The organism is Maritimimonas sp. 2205BS37-2 (assembly GCF_056591755.1).
Map to the genome: position 1 here is coordinate 25348 of NZ_JBWQOI010000002.1, position 19015 is coordinate 44362.

The 19015-nt window shown below is 32.7% G+C and carries 19 protein-coding genes; 9 read left to right on the top strand and 10 right to left on the bottom strand.

What is annotated here, in order from left to right; all coding sequences use genetic code 11:
- Positions 1-6 precede the first annotated feature (6 nt).
- Positions 7-534, top strand: coding sequence for a hypothetical protein (locus AC1EUU_RS07480; protein WP_480200790.1), 528 nt, complete (start codon positions 7-9; stop codon positions 532-534).
- Positions 535-563: 29 nt separating this feature from the next.
- Here the strand turns inward: AC1EUU_RS07480 and AC1EUU_RS07485 are convergent, their stop codons facing one another.
- The 5 genes from AC1EUU_RS07485 to AC1EUU_RS07505 form a co-directional block, all read right to left on the bottom strand.
- Complete coding sequence (locus AC1EUU_RS07485; protein ID WP_480200791.1) at positions 564-791, bottom strand: hypothetical protein; 228 nt, start codon at positions 789-791, stop codon at positions 564-566.
- A 95-nt stretch (positions 792-886) separates the two neighbouring features.
- Positions 887-2149: a glycosyltransferase family 4 protein gene (locus tag AC1EUU_RS07490; protein ID WP_480200792.1), complete on the bottom strand. Its 1263-nt coding sequence runs from the start codon at positions 2147-2149 to the stop codon at positions 887-889.
- Positions 2146-3336, bottom strand: coding sequence for a glycosyltransferase family 4 protein (locus AC1EUU_RS07495; RefSeq protein WP_480200793.1), 1191 nt, complete (start codon positions 3334-3336; stop codon positions 2146-2148). Before AC1EUU_RS07495 ends, AC1EUU_RS07490 begins: the two co-directional genes overlap by 4 nt.
- A 72-nt stretch (positions 3337-3408) precedes the next feature.
- A complete protein-coding gene (locus tag AC1EUU_RS07500; RefSeq protein WP_480200794.1) occupies positions 3409-5829 on the bottom strand; it encodes a YfhO family protein in 2421 nt (806 codons plus the stop codon).
- A 17-nt stretch (positions 5830-5846) separates the two neighbouring features.
- Positions 5847-6140: a DUF4834 family protein gene (locus AC1EUU_RS07505; protein ID WP_480200795.1), complete on the bottom strand. Its 294-nt coding sequence runs from the start codon at positions 6138-6140 to the stop codon at positions 5847-5849.
- 76 nt (positions 6141-6216) lie between these two features.
- Here AC1EUU_RS07505 and AC1EUU_RS07510 point away from each other — a divergent pair, with 76 nt between their 5' ends.
- From AC1EUU_RS07510 to AC1EUU_RS07520, 3 genes are read left to right on the top strand one after another with little or no spacing between them, the layout of a single operon-like run.
- Positions 6217-7386 carry a transporter gene (locus tag AC1EUU_RS07510; RefSeq protein WP_480200796.1) on the top strand — a complete coding sequence of 390 codons (1170 nt, stop codon included), beginning with the start codon at positions 6217-6219 and terminating at the stop codon, positions 7384-7386.
- Between the two features lie 8 nt (positions 7387-7394).
- A complete protein-coding gene (locus AC1EUU_RS07515; RefSeq protein WP_480200797.1) occupies positions 7395-8513 on the top strand; it encodes a GTP cyclohydrolase in 1119 nt (372 codons plus the stop codon).
- Complete coding sequence (locus tag AC1EUU_RS07520) at positions 8513-9226, top strand: 16S rRNA (uracil(1498)-N(3))-methyltransferase (RefSeq protein ID WP_480200798.1); 714 nt, start codon at positions 8513-8515, stop codon at positions 9224-9226. Before AC1EUU_RS07515 ends, AC1EUU_RS07520 begins: the two co-directional genes overlap by 1 nt.
- A gap of 53 nt (positions 9227-9279) precedes the next feature.
- Here AC1EUU_RS07520 and AC1EUU_RS07525 read toward each other — a convergent pair whose 3' ends face one another.
- Positions 9280-9945: a YceI family protein gene (locus tag AC1EUU_RS07525; protein ID WP_480200799.1), complete on the bottom strand. Its 666-nt coding sequence runs from the start codon at positions 9943-9945 to the stop codon at positions 9280-9282.
- Positions 9946-10100: 155 nt separating this feature from the next.
- Here AC1EUU_RS07525 and AC1EUU_RS07530 point away from each other — a divergent pair, with 155 nt between their 5' ends.
- From AC1EUU_RS07530 to AC1EUU_RS07540, 3 genes are all read left to right on the top strand, one after another.
- Entirely contained in the window at positions 10101-10739 is a 639-nt protein-coding gene (locus AC1EUU_RS07530) for a DUF4159 domain-containing protein (protein WP_480200800.1), read from the top strand.
- A complete protein-coding gene (locus tag AC1EUU_RS07535) occupies positions 10723-11652 on the top strand; it encodes a bile acid:sodium symporter family protein (RefSeq protein ID WP_480200801.1) in 930 nt (309 codons plus the stop codon). The genes AC1EUU_RS07530 and AC1EUU_RS07535 overlap by 17 nt, the downstream gene beginning before the upstream one ends.
- Before the next feature lie 74 nt (positions 11653-11726).
- A complete protein-coding gene (locus AC1EUU_RS07540) occupies positions 11727-12695 on the top strand; it encodes a lysophospholipid acyltransferase family protein (protein WP_480200802.1) in 969 nt (322 codons plus the stop codon).
- A gap of 4 nt (positions 12696-12699) precedes the next feature.
- Here the strand turns inward: AC1EUU_RS07540 and AC1EUU_RS07545 are convergent, their stop codons facing one another.
- The 3 genes from AC1EUU_RS07545 to AC1EUU_RS07555 are packed head-to-tail and all read right to left on the bottom strand — an operon-like array spanning position 12700 to position 16924.
- Positions 12700-15618, bottom strand: a complete 2919-nt coding sequence (locus tag AC1EUU_RS07545) for a serine hydrolase domain-containing protein (protein ID WP_480200803.1) — start codon at positions 15616-15618, stop codon at positions 12700-12702.
- Positions 15619-15658: 40 nt separating this feature from the next.
- The gene (locus tag AC1EUU_RS07550; protein WP_480200804.1) at positions 15659-16144 is read right to left on the bottom strand and encodes an ABC transporter ATPase; all 486 of its coding nucleotides are present in this window, start codon (positions 16142-16144) and stop codon (positions 15659-15661) included.
- A 3-nt stretch (positions 16145-16147) separates the two neighbouring features.
- Positions 16148-16924, bottom strand: coding sequence for an exonuclease domain-containing protein (locus tag AC1EUU_RS07555; RefSeq protein WP_480200805.1), 777 nt, complete (start codon positions 16922-16924; stop codon positions 16148-16150).
- Positions 16925-17028: 104 nt separating this feature from the next.
- Between AC1EUU_RS07555 and AC1EUU_RS07560 the strand changes: the two genes are divergently transcribed.
- Both AC1EUU_RS07560 and AC1EUU_RS07565 read left to right on the top strand, forming a co-directional pair.
- Complete coding sequence (locus AC1EUU_RS07560) at positions 17029-17478, top strand: SRPBCC family protein (protein ID WP_480200806.1); 450 nt, start codon at positions 17029-17031, stop codon at positions 17476-17478.
- Positions 17479-17483: 5 nt separating this feature from the next.
- Complete coding sequence (locus tag AC1EUU_RS07565) at positions 17484-17972, top strand: nuclear transport factor 2 family protein (RefSeq protein ID WP_480200807.1); 489 nt, start codon at positions 17484-17486, stop codon at positions 17970-17972.
- A 43-nt stretch (positions 17973-18015) separates the two neighbouring features.
- Here the strand turns inward: AC1EUU_RS07565 and AC1EUU_RS07570 are convergent, their stop codons facing one another.
- The gene (locus AC1EUU_RS07570) at positions 18016-19002 is read right to left on the bottom strand and encodes a hypothetical protein (protein WP_480200808.1); all 987 of its coding nucleotides are present in this window, start codon (positions 19000-19002) and stop codon (positions 18016-18018) included.
- Positions 19003-19015: the final 13 nt, after the last annotated feature.

Below are 19015 nucleotides of genomic sequence, written 5' to 3' on the forward strand. Positions count from 1 at the left end.
AACCAAATGACCTTATCAATATTTTCTAACCAAAATACTGCTCATTTAATCGAACTTTTTTTCTGGATGCTTGGCGCCTTTTTAATAGGATGGCTTTTTTGGCGTTGGTGGTATAAAGGCAAGTGCCAAACTGAAATAAACGAATGGAAAGCTAAATATAAAAATTTAGAACATGAACACAATACTACTATCAAAGCTAGAAAAGTAACTGCCAGTGGCGTAATTGATTCAGAAATTATTGCTTCAAGCTTTACAGATGGTGTAGCGAAGATAGATGACTCTATAAAAGATGATCTAACAAAGGTAGAAGGTATAGGACCAAAAATCAAAGGACTATTAAATAATGATGGTATATGGAGCTTTAGACAACTCTCTATAACATCTGTTGATAGCATACAAGAAATTTTAAATAATGCCGGACCTAGATATCGCATACACAATCCAGGAACATGGCCTAAACAAGCTGGTCTTGCGGCTGATGATAAATGGGAAGAGTTAAAAAAATGGCAGGATGAATTAAAAGGCGGGCGTTAATCGATCAACCGCTGTCTTTTTAGGTAGCACTATTCACTATAACGTTCCATTTCTCTATCATAAAACAATGATGCCTCCTCTATTAGAGTTTGTACTTCATTCTCAAGACTTGATTCATTATCACTTCTTACCTCTTCTAACCACTCAATTTCATCATTTACTAAATTGATTATAAATTGAGGATAATCGGTATGTATGATAAAAATATCATCTGGATGGTCCGTATTATCGCCTAATAAAAATTTTGGTAATTTCATTATGATTAAAGTATTGATACTATCTCTTTATATATTTTCTTACTTACTTTATACCTTCAATAGGTTTCTTGAAAAACTGAGCTTGGCTTCTTCAACTATATTTCTTTAATTACTTTAGCCAATTCTTCCGTTAAGCTTTTACGATGGTATTGATTAATATTTACTCCTTCAACAAATAATTGATCATTCTTGTAAGCCTTATAATAATCATATATCACACTTTTTATTTTTTGTTTATTATTAAACCCAACTACGGTTCCAGCTTTCGTTTTGTTTAAAATATTTGCTAAATCTCCTTCAACTGGAGCAATTGCTAAGATAGGTCTTCTTGCTTGCAAATATTCAAATATTTTACCTGTTATAATACCCTTTGCACTTGGTACATTATTTACGGAAAGTAATAACACTTGCGCCGATTGCTGATGTTTTAGTACTTCATTATGTTTTAAATAATCAATAAATTCTGTATGAACATCCAATTTATGACTCTTAATGGACTTTACAACTTCATCGGCCAGCTTACCAATAAATTTCAACCTTAAATCTTCAGCAAAACTCGAATGTTCTTCACATAATTCTCTTAGTGCTTCCCATAAAATACCATGGTTTCTATCGGCATTCATCATACCAATATGTACCAAGGAAAACTGAGAATCTAAAGACTTCTTAGAAACGGAAACCTCAGAATCATAGCCGTTTGTTATGATGTAAGTGTTCTTATTATATTCTTTATAGCTATCAGCCATTTTTTTACCAACTACTAATACCGCATCTGCATTTATTAATACTTTTTTTTCAAGATCTTGGTGCTTCTTTAAAGAATCCTTTGTTAAAGGTAGCTGATGAAAATAATCGATCTCCGTCCAAGGATCTCTAAAATCGGCTAGCCATTTAACAGCTAGTTTTTCTTTTAACCCTAAACCTATTAAATGAATGCTATGTGGTGGTCCGGTGGTAATTATAACATCAACAGGGTTCTTTTCTAAATAGTTATTTAAAAACTTTACCGAAGGTTGAATCCAAAACTTTCGAGCATCAGGTATAAAAAAATTTGCTCGAATATATTGAATTACCTTCCCAATTCTTGAAGGGTTCGCATCTAAGAACCCGGCACTTGTTTTTTTTGCTGATTTTCCAAAAAGATTATTTGGTTCCCAAATCGGATATTTTAGAACTTCTAAATTATTAGGTACATCTGTACTTAAAGATGTATCCATTAAAGGATAGTTGGGGTTTTTAACCGTATATACTACTGGTTCGATGCCAAAATCTTGTAGATATTTTACAAACTTCAACCAACGTTGAACGCCCGATCCGCCGGCAGGTGGCCAATAATATGTAATGACTAATGCTTTCAACTAGCTAAGTTATCATATAAGTTTATCAACTTTTTTGAGGTTTTCTCCCAAGTAAATTGTGTTTCTATAAATCCTTTACCATTCGCTCCTAACTGCTTTCGTAATTCTTCATTTTTATACAATTGTAAAACCTTATTGGCAAAATCTTTCGCATCTTTCTCTCTATGAACCACCCCCGTACCATTAGTTTCAACCAATCTTTTCTGTGCGATTGCATTGCTTACTAGAACTGGCTTTGCAAAACTCATATATTGAAATAATTTATTGGCATACGCTACGTCATGTTGAATATTTCTGTGTAAAGGTGAAATACAAATAGAACTAGATAAAATATAGCTTGGGAACAAACTTACATCTTGCCATCCTTCAAAATCAATATATTTTTCTACTTCTAATTCACTGGCTTTCATTTTTAAAATATGATCTGTTGTATTTTTTCCAACGATTACTAGTTTAAAATTTTGTATCTCGTCTAAAAGTAACGGGATGGATTCAATTGCCGTTTGTAATCCTCTTCGTAAGCCCGTGTCTCCCAGGTATAGTACTACAAAATTATCTTCATACCGTCTTATAATGTTTTGATAGAGCTTATAATCTTTATAAAACGATTTTCTAACGGTATTTGGAACAACAAGAACCTTATTTATACCGACTTTTGTTCTTTCAACCACTTCATCTTTAAACTCATTAGAAACCGTTATAACTTTTGTTGCTGTTTTAATAAATTCTTCTTCTTTATACTTCCATTTTTTTGGAGAAATTAAATATTTACCAGGAAATTTCTGAACATGAGGATACAGTTTCATAATCTCAGGCATATTATCATGCAGATCTAAAATGCAAGGCAGTTTTAACTTAGTATTGGCCTTGAAAGCTGCTTCGGCTATTCTCATATCATGAATATGAATTGCTTCGATAGCATTTGCTTCCAAAAAATGCTTGATCTTCTTAGTGAGGCTAAAGGCATAAAATGGAACTGTATAAGCCAATGCCGATAATTTATATTCTAGTTTATTTGATTGATATCTTCGAACTTTTATCCCATTAATAAGCTCTTCACGTGTTTCATTGGTGTATTTCAAGCAAAAAAGAAAAACTTCATGACCCGCTTCTATAAGTGAAATAGCCTCATTTTCTACCCTAGGATCGGGTGGAAATGTTTTATCTAAAATCATTCCTATACGCATTGATTTTCTTTTTGTTTACACGATTCTATTCTAAAAACAAGAACATTCTTTATTAGAAAATAAGTGTGCATACTATTTTTTACGCTTCAATAAAAAGAACCAACCTAAAGGTATTAATAAAAGTAAGCTGTAAGATGCTAATGTGATTGTATTTCCTGTTTTTATTACCGAAGGTTCGAATTTAAATACAACTTTATGTGTTCCTGAAGGGATACGTAAAGCCCTTAACACATAATTTGCTCTAAAATGAGGTGTTAATTGGCCATCTATAGAAGCATTCCATCCATTTTTATAATACATATCAGAAAAAACAGCTAACTGTTCGGTATTTGCCTTGGTCGTATATGTTAATTGATTAGCCTTATAATTGGTAAGCGAAATCGTAGCAATAGAGTCTTTGGTAAAATTTGCTTTTGGCAGTTGCTCTTTAAAGGAAATATCAACAATTGCTTTTTCTTTTGTATTTAAACTATCTAGAGCTTTAATTTCTTCATCGGCTGAATTCACAAACTCAACCTCGCTCACGAACCATGCATTGCCATTTGCCTCCTCATTTTTTTGCATTTGCTGATTCCCTTGTTGATCGGCAAAAATGATATATTTAGCATTTAGCATATTCAGTATTTCAAAATTATTCTTGTTAATTTGATATTCGAATAATTCTTCATATCGTCTAGGTTTAGCCGCATGATATCCCCCGATAGAATTATGGTAGTAGGAAGTACTCCCATCATTTAATGGATTTACAGTGAAGTTTGCAACCCTATAATATGATTTATCCTTTAAGATTTCATTATCCACCGCAGAAGCCAGAAATGGTTTCTCATTCTTTGATTTAGGTTCAAAATCATCTTGATTTATATGTCGCCTATCGACTCCTATCAAATCAAAAAGAATCAATATAGCAAAAGCGCCTAACGCAACATTCTTATTGATTTTATCTTTTAAAAATGCCCATAAAGTAATTGCAGCAATTAAAATTAAAACGAATGAGCGTAAACTATCTTTAAAGAAGATTGATTTTCTATCGGCAATCATGGCATCACTTATTCCTGGCAATTGCTGCTCCAAGCCTGCATCTCGAAGACTTTCAAAGCTAAACAGGCTCGTTCCCGCTAAAGTGAAAAATAAGGTTATACCTCCAACTCCATAGAGCGCATACTTTAAATACTTTAATTTTTCTTCTTTACCATTATTGGAGTTTAAAAACTGATGCAACGCCAATATTGCTAGCAAAGGAACCGCTAACTCTGCAATTACCTGAATTGATGACACCGCCCTAAATTTATTATATAGTGGAACATAGTCAATAAAGAAATTAGTGATAATCGAAAAGTGCTTACCCCAACTTAATATAAATGAAAAAATAGTGGCCGCTACTAACCACTTTTTAAGGCTTCCTTTTACATAAAATGCACCTAAAACAAATAAAAATATTAATACCGCACCTATATATGCCGGAGCTTCTACAATGGGTTGCTCACCCCAATATCCAGGAAAATTATTTGCAAAGTCTCTCGCTTGAGTCCTCCCGATCTTATTTTTTAGAAATTCATAGGTATTAGAATCTTTACCTATTTTTTCGCGACTTCCCCCTCCATAAAACCGAGGAATCAACACATTAAAATTTTCTGCCTTTCCTATACTGTATTGCGTAATATAATCTTCAGAAAGGCCACTACTTATCTCTTTTTTCGGTTCCCCATTAGGGTTTATCGTTAATTCACTTTTGCTTCGGGTACTATTACTTGCATATTCTTTAGTTGCTAATAAACTAGTAGAATTTACCCCGACTGCTAATATAACCGCCAATGTTAACAGCCCAACTATTTTTAAATAATTAGAAAATTCTTTTTGTTTTAAAGCGTCAATTAAATATACTATTCCTAAGATAAGTACTGAAAATAAAAGATAGTATGTCATTTGAGGATGGTTGGCACTAATCTCGAAAGACATCCCTAAAGCGGTCAACACAAAACCAAGCAAATATCTTTTTTGAAACGCTGCTATTATCCCGGCTAAAACTACTGGCATATATGCAATAGCATGCGCTTTGGCATTATGTCCTGCTCCAAAAATAATAATAAGGTATGTTGAAAATCCAAAAGCTAAGGAACCCAATATGGCTAGTTTCCATTCAACTTTAAGAATATAGAGTAGAATAAAAAACCCAAGAAAATAAAGAAATAAATAATCAGCCGGGCGAGGTAAAAAACGTAATAATGAGTCAACTTTTTTCACATAATTATGTGGATAATATGCACTCAACTGATATGCTGGCATGCCTCCAAAAGCGCGATTGGTCCAATAAGGTTCGGTTTGATCTGTTTTTCTGAAATCGGCAATTTCTTTAGACATCCCTCTAAACTGGGCGATATCACTTTGAAATAATTTTTCTCCTTTTAAAACTGGTGAAAAATATGTTAATGAAGCAATAACAAATACAAGAATTGCAATAAAAAACGGAAATAACTTTTGGAAAATACCTTTCATTCTAACAATAAGATTAGTTAATCAACCTCTTCAAAGTCAACATATTCTCCAACATTCTGATTGCTTTGTTTTTCTTTTGGTGCTTTATCAATAACTGTTTCACCAACTTTGGTTTTATCTTGATTTCCTCTAAATTGACCTTTTTGCTCATTAAATCGCTTTTCAACATTATTCATAAAGCGTTTCATTACCATCGGAAAAGCAAATCTTGCTAGTAGCTTAAGTCCGTAATAGATCAATAAGATGATTAATATGGTTCTTAAAAAGTTCATCACCCCTGCTTCTTGCATAAATTTTAAATAATATGCCAAAAGTAACAATTTGAGAGCAACTAAAACGTTAGTATATAGATAAAATCTTTACATATAAATACGAACCCTATAAACTATGCAACGACTCCTCGGTATATTTCTATTGATTTTTTGCTTTCAATTTAGTAGTGCCCAATACACTGAATTGATTAATTCAAGACGTCCTGGTTTTTCTGATAGTCCATTTAGTGTTGGCACCAACGTCCTACAATTTGAAAGTGGTTTGTTTTATAGAGATATTAATGATCGGGGTACTTCCGTAACGTCTTATGGTACTGACATTATGGTTCGGTATAGTAAGTTTTTAGAGAAATTAGAACTAAATCTCAGCACTACTTTGCAATATGATGATGTAGATTTTGCAGATTCATTTATTGCTAGCGACCCTACATTAGAAGATATTTCTACCTTTAGCTTTAGTCGTCTGGCTATTGGAGCAAAATACCTCGTCTACTATCCTAAATACGACGATAAGTCAAAAGAAATAAGAAGTTGGAAACGAAAAACCGCTTATGACTGGAAACGGTTAATTCCGGCCGTAGCAGTATACGCAGGGGTTAATGTACCTATAACCAAAAATTATGTTGGCGGAAATTCTCCTGGCTATTTAAAAGATGAATTTAGTCCTAGAGTAGCCATATTTACACAAAATAATTTTACAGATAAGTTTGTTTTTTTAATGAACTTTGTAATGGATAAGATTGGTTCAGATCAAAAGGAAAATTCTTATATTTTAACAGGTACTTATTCAATTACTGATAAATGGTCTATATTTGGTGAGCATCAAGGAATCTTTAAAGGTGATGGTATTCCTAATGATTTTCAGTTTGGGGGTGGTATCGCATATTTATTAAATAGAAATACGCAGTTTGATATTGCTACTCGCGCTATTAATGACAGGGATGGATCAACGTTATTGATAAATGCCGGTTTTACTTGGCGCTTAGATCGCCATAGAGATAAATTTAAGATTGTAGGTGCTGACGGCCAAGAAGTTGAAAAACAAAAGAAAGAAGGAAACTTCTTCTCAAGGTTATTCGGTAAAAATAAACCTGATAAGCAACGTAAGGTTAAAAAGGTAAAAGCACGTAAGCGTAAAATAAAGAAAGACAAAGCTCCTAAAAAGAGTAAAGCTCAGAAACGAAGAGAGAAAGAGGCCAGAAAAAAGGCCAAAGAAGAGAAGAAAAAACAAAAGAAGGCGGCACGAGATTATGATAAAAATTATGAGCCGCCAGAAAATAATTAGCACTTTAAATGATTACAGTAAAGGAAATTACGACTCGAAAAGAACTAAAAGAATTTGTAAAATTTCCATTCAGTATTTATAAAGAAAATTATAATTGGATACCTCCAATTATCAGTGAAGAACTCGCAACCTTTAATAAAGATAAAAATCCGGCTTTTGATAATGCCGATGCTCGATTTTTTTTAGCTTATAAGAATGATCGAATTGTTGGTAGATTAGCTGCCATTATCAATCATACAGAAGTAAATGAACAGGGCATTAAAAAAATGCGCTTTGGTTGGTTCGATGTAGTTGATGATATTAATATTACAAAGGCCTTACTTAGCAAAGTTGAGGAGATTGGCATACAAAACAATTTAGAATATGTTGAAGGCCCAGTAGGTTTTTCTAATTTAGATAAGGTTGGCGTGCTTATTGAAGGTTTTGATGAGTTAGGAACAATGATTACCTGGTATAATCATGCTTACTACAAAGAGCATTTAGAAAAATTAGGGTATATAAAGGAAAAGGAACATCTAGAATGGCGCTTTCCATTTAGTAATGTAAAACCCGAATTTTTCGAAAAGGCCAATAATTTAATTAAAAGACGTTATCAGTTAACAGCATTAGATTTTAGATCTACCAAAGAAATAATGCCATATGTTGATAGTATGTTTGAATTATTCAATGCGAGCTATGCTAAACTATCGACTTTTACTCCAATTTCTGATAAACAGAAGGAGTATTTCAAGAAAAAGTATATTAGTTTTATCAATCCAGAATATATTAAATACATCACTGATAAAGATGATAATTTAGTGGCTTTTGCCATTGTAATGCCTTCTTTTTCAAAAGCTTTACAAAAAATCAAAGGCAAGTTATTTCCATTTGGATTTTATCATCTTTTGCAAGCCAAAAAGCATAGTAAAGATGTGATTTTTTATTTAATAGGTGTGCATCCAGATTATCAAAATAAGGGTGTGCATGCGGTAATATTTAATGAGTATTACAGAGTATTTACAAAAAAAGGGATTCAAAATTGTATCAGAACACCAGAACTAGAAGACAATGTAGCCATTCGTCAAATCTGGAAACATTTTAATTCAGAGCTTTACAAACGCAGAAGAACATACCGTAAAAATCTTTAATGCAACTATTTTTCGCCCCTCATTTACGCTCTACTGATCCACAGTTTATTTTTGATAAAACTGAGAGCAGGCATATTGTTAGAGTATTGCGTAAAAAACAAGGAGATAAATTATATATAACTAATGGTAAGGGAATCTTATTTACATCAGAAGTTGTAATTGATAATGATAAAAAATGTATGGTGAAAATTATTGATGTAAAAGATGAACCTAAACCATGGGATTATTACTTACACATCGCCATCGCACCGACGAAAAATAATGATCGATTTGAATGGTTTTTAGAAAAGGCAACTGAGATTGGTATAGATGAGGTTACCCCGATTATTTGTGATCATTCTGAACGGAAAGTGATTAAAATAGAACGTTTTCAAAAAATTATTGAATCTGCGGGTAAACAGTCAATAAAGTTTCACTTCCCTAAGTTAAATGAACCAGCAAAATTTATTGATTTTATAGATTTATCTTGTAATGGGCAAAAATTTATTGCTCACTGTGAAGATCAGTTGGATAGAAGTTCTTTAGAAAAAAACCTGAAACCAAAAGAACACGTTACAATACTCATTGGCCCTGAGGGTGATTTTAGTACAAACGAAATTCAAAAATCTTTATTAGTTAACTATACCCCTGTTTCCTTAGGGAAAAGTCGTTTACGAACTGAAACAGCCGGAATTGTGGCCGCGCATGCAGTTTCTTTAATAAACTCATTATAATAAAAAAGCCACCATAAACGGTGGCTTCTTTAATACTGTTGATTTAAACAAAATTATATTGCCTGATCTTTTTTAGCTTTTATGTTGAATGAGATTTCAACATCATCCTTGATTAATTTATCTTTTAAATCTTCAAAGAATTTACCTGAATTGTATTTCACATCCCACTCCGTTCTATCAATTGTAAAAGGCTCGCTCTCAAAAGAAACTTCGTCACCATTAACGGAAACTGTCGCAGGAAATTCGATATTCTTTTTAATATTTTTAATTGTTAAGTTACCTTTTATGGTAGCTTTACCTTCTTCAGTTGTTTCAACTCCAGTGATAGCAAATACACTATAAGGGTGTTTTTCAACATCAAAGAAATCAGCATTCTTTAAATGAGCTTCTAACTTACCTTTCCATTCTTCACTCTCTATATCTGCGTTTGCAATGGTACCCATATCTATTACGAAATTACCGCCAGATAAATTACCATTTTCAAAAGCTACATAACCCTCAGAAACTTTAATAGTACCATTATGAGATTCGGTAGGTTTAAATCCTTTCCAGGTAATTATACTCTCATCTGCATTGGCAACATACCTTTCTGCAGCCTCAGCAATTTGTTTAACATCTTCGGCTTTAGCCGCCTCTGTTTCGTTTTTTGCTTTCTTACATGATACCACAGCTAATCCAATAAATAATACTGTAGCAATTTTTACAATTTGATTTTTCATTTTATAGTTACTTTTTATTTGATTAAAATTTTCAGATGGCAAATCTAAACTAAAAATCTATACAGAATCTAAAGATATAGCCATGATGAATTAAATAAATGTTAATTCTTTACCTCTGGTAGAATAATTTTATATTTGAGACTTATTTATTTTAAATGTTAAAATTAAAATTCCTTATAGCATTCCTTTTTACTATTTCGCTAAATGCCCAAAAGGTGGCTATATTAAAATATGGAGGTGGAGGTGATTGGTATGCCAACCCAACGGCTGTGCCTAATCTTATAAAGTTCACAAATGAAAATGTAAAAACTAAAATAAATGAGGAACCAGCAACCGTAGAAGCAAATAGTGTGGATATTTTCAATTACCCCATTGTTTTTATGACCGGACATGGTAATGTTTATTTTACTGAACCAGATATTGATAACCTAAGAGATTATCTTCAGGCCGGTGGATTCTTGCATATTTCTGATAACTATGGAATGGATCAATACATTCGTCGTGAAATGAAAAAAGTTTTCCCTGAATTAGAATTTCTAGAAATTCCTAGTGATCATGCTATTTATCATCAAAACTATGATTTTGATACTTTACCAAAGATTCATGAGCATGATGGTAAACCTGCACAAGGCTTTGGTCTTTTCCACGAAGGAAGGCTTATCTGTTTTTATGATTATGAGAGTGATTTAAGCGATGGATGGGAAAATCAAGAAATACATAATAACCCACCCAATGTTCGCGAGCAAGCGCTTAAGATGGGTGCAAATATTATAGCTTATGCCTTTAAAAACTGATCAACAAAGCGTTTTAGACGCTATAAAAATAAATTTTAACGATCAAGAGCTTTGGGTTGTAAACGTAATATTGGCTCTGATTATGTTTGGAGTTGCTTTAGGTATTACCACCGAAGATTTTAAACGCTTGTTTAAAAGCCCCAAAATAGTTGTAACCGGTATTGTTTCACAATTCATATTGTTTCCTCTGGTTACCTATCTGCTCATAAATATTATAAACCCCTATCCTAGCATTGCCTTAGGCATGATTATGGTTGCGGCGTGCCCTGGCGGTAATATTTCTAACTTTATGACACAACTAGCCAGCGGAAATGCTGCACTATCTGTAAGTTTAACAGCATTCGCTACATTGGTAGCTGTAGTAATGACCCCACTTAATTTGGCCTTTTGGGGTAATCTCTACGAACCTACTGCAAAAATTTTACGTACGGTTGAACTCGATCCCTTTGAATTGGTAAAACTTGTTACATTGATTCTAGGTATTCCTTTATTAACAGGAATGCTTGTTAGAAGATATAAACCGGATTTAGCACAAAAACTTTCTAAATATTTAAAACCTTTCTCAATCATTATCTTTTTAATTTTTATTGCAGGGGCCTTTGCGCAAAACTTAACTATTTTTCTAGATCACATACATTATGTATTCTTAATTGTTCTTTTGCACAATTTTTCAGGATACATCGCCGGTTTTTATTTTGCCAAGGTTGTTAAATTATCTTATAAAGATCAAAAAACAATGGCTATAGAAACTGGCATCCAGAATTCTGGTTTAGGATTACTATTGGTTTTTGCTTTCTTTGAAGGCTTAGGTGGAATGGCCTTATGTGTTGCTTTTTGGGGTGTTTGGGATATTGCATCTGGATTGGGATTGGCGTATTTTTGGTCTCGAAAATCTAATAAAGCTCTTGCCTAGTTTTGAAACGCATCTGGTATCATATCGTTAAAGTCTATATTTCTATAGGGCTCTTTTTTTATCACAAAAAAATAATGGTAATAGGCAGAGAAAATATTCCGAAGAAAGGAGCTCTCCTATTTGTTTCAAATCATAAAAATGCTTTGATAGACCCACTGCTTATCGCTACCACAACTACAAGAAATATTCATTTCTTAACACGTGCTAGTGCCTTTAAATTAAAGTTTGTAAAATGGCTTCTTTCCACCGTAAACATGCTCCCAATATATCGAATGCGCGATGGTAAGGAAACTCTCAAAAAAAACGAGGAGATCTTTAAAAAGTGTTTTGACATATTAAACAAACAAAAATCGCTACTCATATTTCCTGAAGGCACTCATGATATTCGGCGTTGGGTTCGCCCCCTTAGTAAAGGGTTTACCCGGATTACCTTTGGGGCATTAGAACAAAACCCAGATTTACAATTAACTATTGTTCCTGTTGGTTTAAATTATATGAAAGCAGAGGCTTTTGCCGAATCGGTTGCTATTTTCTATGGAAAACCCATATCAGTGAGTCCTTTTTTAAAAGAAAAAAATACAAGTATCGCCGCTTTAACATTAAAGGAAGAAGTGAGAAATCGCATGAAAGAATTAACAACTCATATAGAAAATATAGCTAATGAAAATGAAGTGCTCCAAAAGTTAGGAGATGTTGATTTTTTAGACCCTGATGATGTAAATAAGAGGATTGAAAATATTAATAATCAAATCCCTAATCTGAAAACGCAACCAATTAAGAAGCCTCATCTTATCTGGAAAATTATTTATGGTTTAGTGAAGCTTAATAGTATTTTCCCCTTATTAATCTGGAAAGCTTTTCAACCTAAAATTAAAGAAATAGAATTTATTTCCACCACTAAATTTGCAATTGGAATTACAGCATTCCCATTGTTTTATCTGCTTCAAACGCTACTTGTTAATGCTATGTTTAACACTAAGATTGCTTTGACCTATTTAGGTATTAGCTTGGTGTTAGTATTATTTTTGACGAAGAATAAATAAGAACTTAGTCAATAATAGCTTCTTGAATTAAACGCTGAACCTCCGTTCGAATATTCTGCCTAACCAACTTATCATTCGAAGAAGAAGGATATACTCTATTTGATAAAAACACATAGATAAGTTTAGTCTCCGGATCGGCCCAAGTATAAGTACCGGTGTATCCACTATGTCCAAAACTTTTTGAAGAAACACATCCGCAAGTGGCCTTAATATCAGGATCTATCTGCGGTTTATCAAAGCCTAAACCTCTTCGAACACTATCTTCTCCAAAATGCCTTTTGTTAAAAGTATCAATAGTTTCTTTTTTAAAGTATTGTTTACCGCCGTAATAGCCGCCTTGCAAGTATAGTTGCATCATTTTTGCCACGTCATTAGCATTTGCAAACAGCCCTGCGTTTCCATTAACACCATTCAACATTGCTGCACCTTGATCATGAACATATCCATGCAATAATTGCCTTCTGTAAAACTTATCAATTTCGGTAGGCACGATTCTCTCTTTGGTAAATTTATCTAAAGGGTTATATGTTAAAGTAGTGGCTCCTAAAGGTTCATAAAAATTTACATCATTAAATTCACCGAGTCCTTTACCATATTGCTTTTCTATATAGTCTTTAAATAAGTAAAAGATAAGTCCACTGTATTTATAACCCTCTTTTTCACGTAACGGAGAATCGGCTATCATTTTATAGACAGAGTCTTTAAAACTAGTTCTCAAAAACATGTTATTTGCTACTTTAATACCATATTTTTTGGTTTTGCGTACGTTATAGAATTCTTTTAAAGGTTCTTTAGTAATAGAATCTAAAGTTCTCAAGTAATATGGAATCCATGCCTGTAATCTACCATTATGTGAAAGAGCCTTTCGCACTGTAATACTATCCTTATTTGTTCCCTTTAGGTTGGGCATTAAATCTCCCAATTTTGAATCTAACGTGAACTTTTGATCTTCATTAGCTTTCATTATAGACGGAACTCCACCTAAAATTTTGGTTAAAGAAGCCAAATCATAAATATCTGTATTCTTCACCGGTTTCTTTTTTTCAGCGGTGTGAAAACCAAAGCTCTTTCGATATACAACTTGACCTTTTCTAGCTACCAAAATCTGCAAACCCGGAGCCATTTTTTCTTCAAGTATTTTCTGAGCAATTGAATCTACTCTTTTTAATTTTTTAGAACTCAAACCTACTCTTTCTGGAAAACCATATGTTAATCTTCTTAAATCTTTAGAAACATATCCTTGACCTGCTTTAAAAGTGGTATTAACAGAAACCGGAAGTTTTCCTTTGGTTTGACCTGCCCCAAATAATAACTGAGCAGAAACATCTTGAGCAATTTTACTATTTTGATATGAAACCACAACGGCATCAATATTGGTAAATGTTTTTATATCTAAAAGGCTATATGGGCTCGCAAAGATGTCTAAAATCACCTTTTTCTGCCTTGCTATTTCCTGAAGCCATACCAGTTCTTTATTCTTAAATTTAAAGCTCTTCCATGGGTTCTTATTTGATTTATGATATCCAATAACCACTACGTTATACGGAGCCAATTTCTTAATTACCGCATCAAGCTTGTCTCCTGAAATTACATCTACCTGAGTATAATCATTCAATCTTTTAACAAACGTAGTATTGTCTGCATCCCCTAATTTCACATAGGCTATTTTATTCTTAACAAGGTCCTTTACAGGAAATAGTGTCTTAGAATTTTTAATTAATGTAATAGAATTCCTGACCAATTCTTGATGCAATACATCATCATAAACAGTATTTAAATCCTCAATTAAATTTTCCTCAGCTATAGGTTTATTTTCATAAAGTCCAGTCCAATACTTCGCTTTTAATATCTTCTTTACAGAATGATTAATTCTATCTTCTGTTAAGACACCATCTGTAATTGCTTGTTTGATTTTTTGAAAAGTCCCCGGAATATCATTTGGCATTAATAAAATATCATTTCCTGCTTTAATAACCTCTAAATTAATCTCTGCAGGTGTAGAAAAATTTGATGCTCCTTTCATATTCAAAGCATCCGTAAAAATAAGCCCTTCAAAGCCTAGTTTTTTTTGCAATAAATCTGTGACAATATTTTTAGATAGTGAAGAGGGTAAATCTGTATTTGATTCTAATGCGGGCACACTTAAATGAGCTATCATTACGCTTGCTAATCCTGTATCAAACAAACGTTTATAAGGGTATAGTTCTATAGAGTCTAGTCGTTCAGTTGTAAAGGGAATTGTGGGTAATGTTTCATGCGAATCAGCATCGGTATCACCATGCCCAGGAAAGTGTTTTGCATTTGCTAAGACCTGCTCACTCTGCATTCCTCTAATAAAAGCTTGTGCTTTTTGGGTAACATTTTCTGGATCTTCACCAAATGAGCGATTGCCAATAATTGGGTTTTTAGGGTTAATATTTACATCTACCACAGGAGCAAAATTCACATGTATTCCCAATCGCTTCGCATGCCTGCCAACATGTTTACCAAATGATTCTATTAGCTTAGTGTCTTGAATGGCACCAAGGGTCATGTTCCAAGGAAAACGATAGGTGTCATTAAGCCTCATATTTAACCCCCATTCACCATCAAATCCTATTAATAAAGGCACTCTTGAAAGGCCCTGAAATCTGTTGGCCATTTGGGCTTGCTTTTGAGGAGTTCCTTGAAAAAAGATAAGTCCACCAACTTGATATTTATTAATTAGCCTATCGATGGCGGCCTCATGCTTAACATCTTTATTAGAATAAGCCGCAACCATAAACAATTGGCCAATCTTTTGATCAATTGTCATAGATTGCATAATGCTATCTACCCATCGCTGTTGTGCTCTACTATCAAATTTAATTAAGGGATCAATATTTTGAGCATTTATAAAATAGCCGAATAAAAAAAGAAGTATAAAAAGAGTGGTTTTTTTCATAGACAAAATCATCCCATTACAAATGCTTACAATGAATATTTTAATTTAAAAATCGTGCGTGCCAGCTTTTGCTAGCTTCAATTTCCCAAGCAGTTTCAAAATCAGCTTTAGAAGTAACCATGTTATTAAACACTAAAGTATCAGATTTTATTTTATTCTGCTCAGCAAATTCTTTGAATTTTTTCATAGATACCGTGTTAATATTCTCACCATCTTTAAAACTAATATTCATTTTATTCATTAAATCTATATCTAATTCTTTCTCTAATTGCTGAATAGTATGTACTGATGCATCAATGGAACAACCCGAAACATCATTAAAATTTTCATCTACTGCAAGTATGATAAACTGATCATATTTTACAAGGTAAGAAGCTTTTAAATCATCGCCATGTCTTTTCCAATTTTGCACAAAAATTGCTAAGCGATCATTAATCGTAGTAACTTCAAGATCACTTAAGGTTCTATTTGCTTGATAAATCCAAACTCTTGAAGTTTCTGGTAAAGTGTTAAAATCAACCAACATTTATTAACTCAATTTATTATTAAAACTACGCAATTTAATAGTTGTCAATACCTTTTTAGTGTATAAAGGAAAATCAGCATTCTGTATCCAAGAATAATACCCTTTATCTTTTTCTAAAATATCTTCAACTTTTTGTCCTTTATATTTACCAAATGTAAAAATTTCTTCATCTTTATCATTATACGTAATAAATCCTGCAAAATCCGCTCGTTTTTTGTGAGATGAAAATTCATTTAAAAATTTAATGTCATTTTCTAGATCCTCATATTTATCAAGTTGAGCTTTTAAAATTTCATAGGTTGCATTTGTGTCTGCCTCTGCAGAATGCGCATTATCAAGGGTTTTATCACAGTAAAATTTATATGCCGCGCTCAGCGTTCGTTGTTCTTTTTTATGAAAAATAACCTGAACATCAACTGCCACTCTACTTTTCATATCAAAATCTACGCCAGCCCGTAATAATTCTTCTGCTAAAAGAGGAATATCGAACCTATTAGAATTAAATCCTGCCAGATCACATCCTTCTATCAGTTTGCTTACTTCTTTCGCCAATTCTTTAAAAGTGGGTTCGGTCACAACTCTTTCATTTGTTATGCCATGGATATCTGATGCTTCTTTCGGGATTTCAATTTCTGGATTCACTAACCAGGTTTTACTTTCTTTATTCCCATTAGGATAAACTTTAAGTATCGAAATTTCAACAATTCTATCTTTAGCAATATTTACACCTGTTGTTTCCAGATCAAAGAAAGCAATCGGTTTTTTAAGATTCAACTCCATTTATATAATTTAAATCTCAAAGATACAATTTGTCTTATGATAATTTTAACTATAAGCGGCCTCATTTTTTGTTAATTTTAGCTTGTTAACCAAACTTCTATACTATGAAATATTCTAATGAAATTGAGATCGATCTACCTAGAGAAAAAGTTATTGAACTATTTGATAATGCTGATAATATGCCTAAATGGCAACCGGGTTTTATTAGTTTTGAACATGTTAGCGGAGAACCCGGCCAACCTGGTGCGAAGTCACGCTTAAAATATGATATGGGTAAAAAGGGAGGCAAAGTAGAAATGATCGAAACCATTATTAGTCGCAATCTGCCTAATGAATTTCATGCTACTTATGAGGCTACCGGAGTGTTTAATCAAATTGAAAATAACTTTACGGCGATTTCATCTAATAAGACCAAATGGATGAGCAATAATATCTTTAAATTTTCTTCTTTTAAAATGAAGCTCTTTGGTTTTTTAATGCCAGGTGCTTTTAAAAAGCAATCATATGAGTTTATGAAAAATTTTAAAGCCTTCGCTGAAGGAGAAATAAACTAATTTTTATGAAAAAAAACCTAATTCTCTTAAGCATTCTATTATTCTCAATAGCTTCTTGCCAAAAGGCCGAAAAAGAAGTCACGATAGAGGCTGAAAAACAGAAAATTTTAGAACTGCATAAATTACAAAGGGCTTATCATTTTAACAAAGACTCAATTGCATTTGCCAATCAACTTTCAGACAATTTTATTTCGGTTAACCGAGGGATCATAAGTAAACCTTCTAAGGAAGAAACTATCTCAAGGTACGATGGTTATTTCTCATCGGTAAATTTTGTTAAATGGGACGATGTCTCTCAACCCATAATTAAATTTTCTAATGATGGCAGTATGGCTTATACAGTTGTTGACAAAATAGTTGAAGTAAGTTATTTAAATGAAGATAATGATACTGTAAAAGGAAAGACACATTTTGCCTGGACAGCAATTTATAAGAAATATAAGGATGGTTGGAAAATTGACAACGTCACTTCTACCAATAAGCCTATTGAATAGTAGTACTGTTAAAAAAACAGCTCGGAAAATTCCGAGCTGCTCCTTAAATTCCTCTAACTTTTAGTTTTACATAATCATATAATTCGTTAGAATCATGTCCTTCGTTTCTGGCTCTTTCAATAAAATTGGCAGTTACATTATGAATTCTTGCTTTTTTGATTGTGTTTGCATCAGGCTTATCAATTTTAGTTGATAATAATGAGTTAATGTAATCTGAGCTTATATTATGAATTTTAAATTTCTTAAGCATATCGGCATCCAAATCTCCATAACCTGCTTTTGAAAGCTCATTAATATAGCTAGATGTTATATTATGGATTGCAAATTTCTTTACCATGTTAGCACTCATATTTCCGTAACCTGCTTTTCTTAATTGATCTAAGTAATGTAATGATACTCCATGTATTGCCCATTTAATCATCATATCTAGATCTAGGTCATTATACTTTGTTTTTCTGAGCTCCTTGATATATTCTATGTCTACATTATGAATACCAAGCTTACCCAATTGACGCATGGTTGGTTGATAACCCATCTGCTTCAAACTATTTACATATGCTCTTGTAATATCACCTAAGAATAGTTTAAAAAAATAATAATCTTTATTTCCACTTACATTAGAAAGTACTTTACCTTCCAAAAAGGTTTCAAAATTTAATTTCTTTTCAAAAGTAAATTTGCCTGTGTCTTCATCTGTTGGGAATTTTCCCTGAAATTTCATAGTACCAGCTTCGCGATCTAGTTCAAAACCGTCAGCATTTCTTTTTAATTTATTTTCATCTACCGAAAAACTAATATGAAATGAGCCATTGTTTCTTCTTTTTGAGCTTATCAATTGAAAAAATACAATGTTATCTTCTTTAGTGGCTGTCCAAAATCCTGATCTTATATCTGGTGAGTTAGAAAAATTATTAAATGAAATATTGGTTACCTCTTGATACTTTTTCTCTTTCTTTTTTTGAGCACATGAGCTAAAATTGATAAAAAAAGATAAGGCTATTAATGGTATTACTTTAAATGGCGTTTTCATGGTATATGAGATT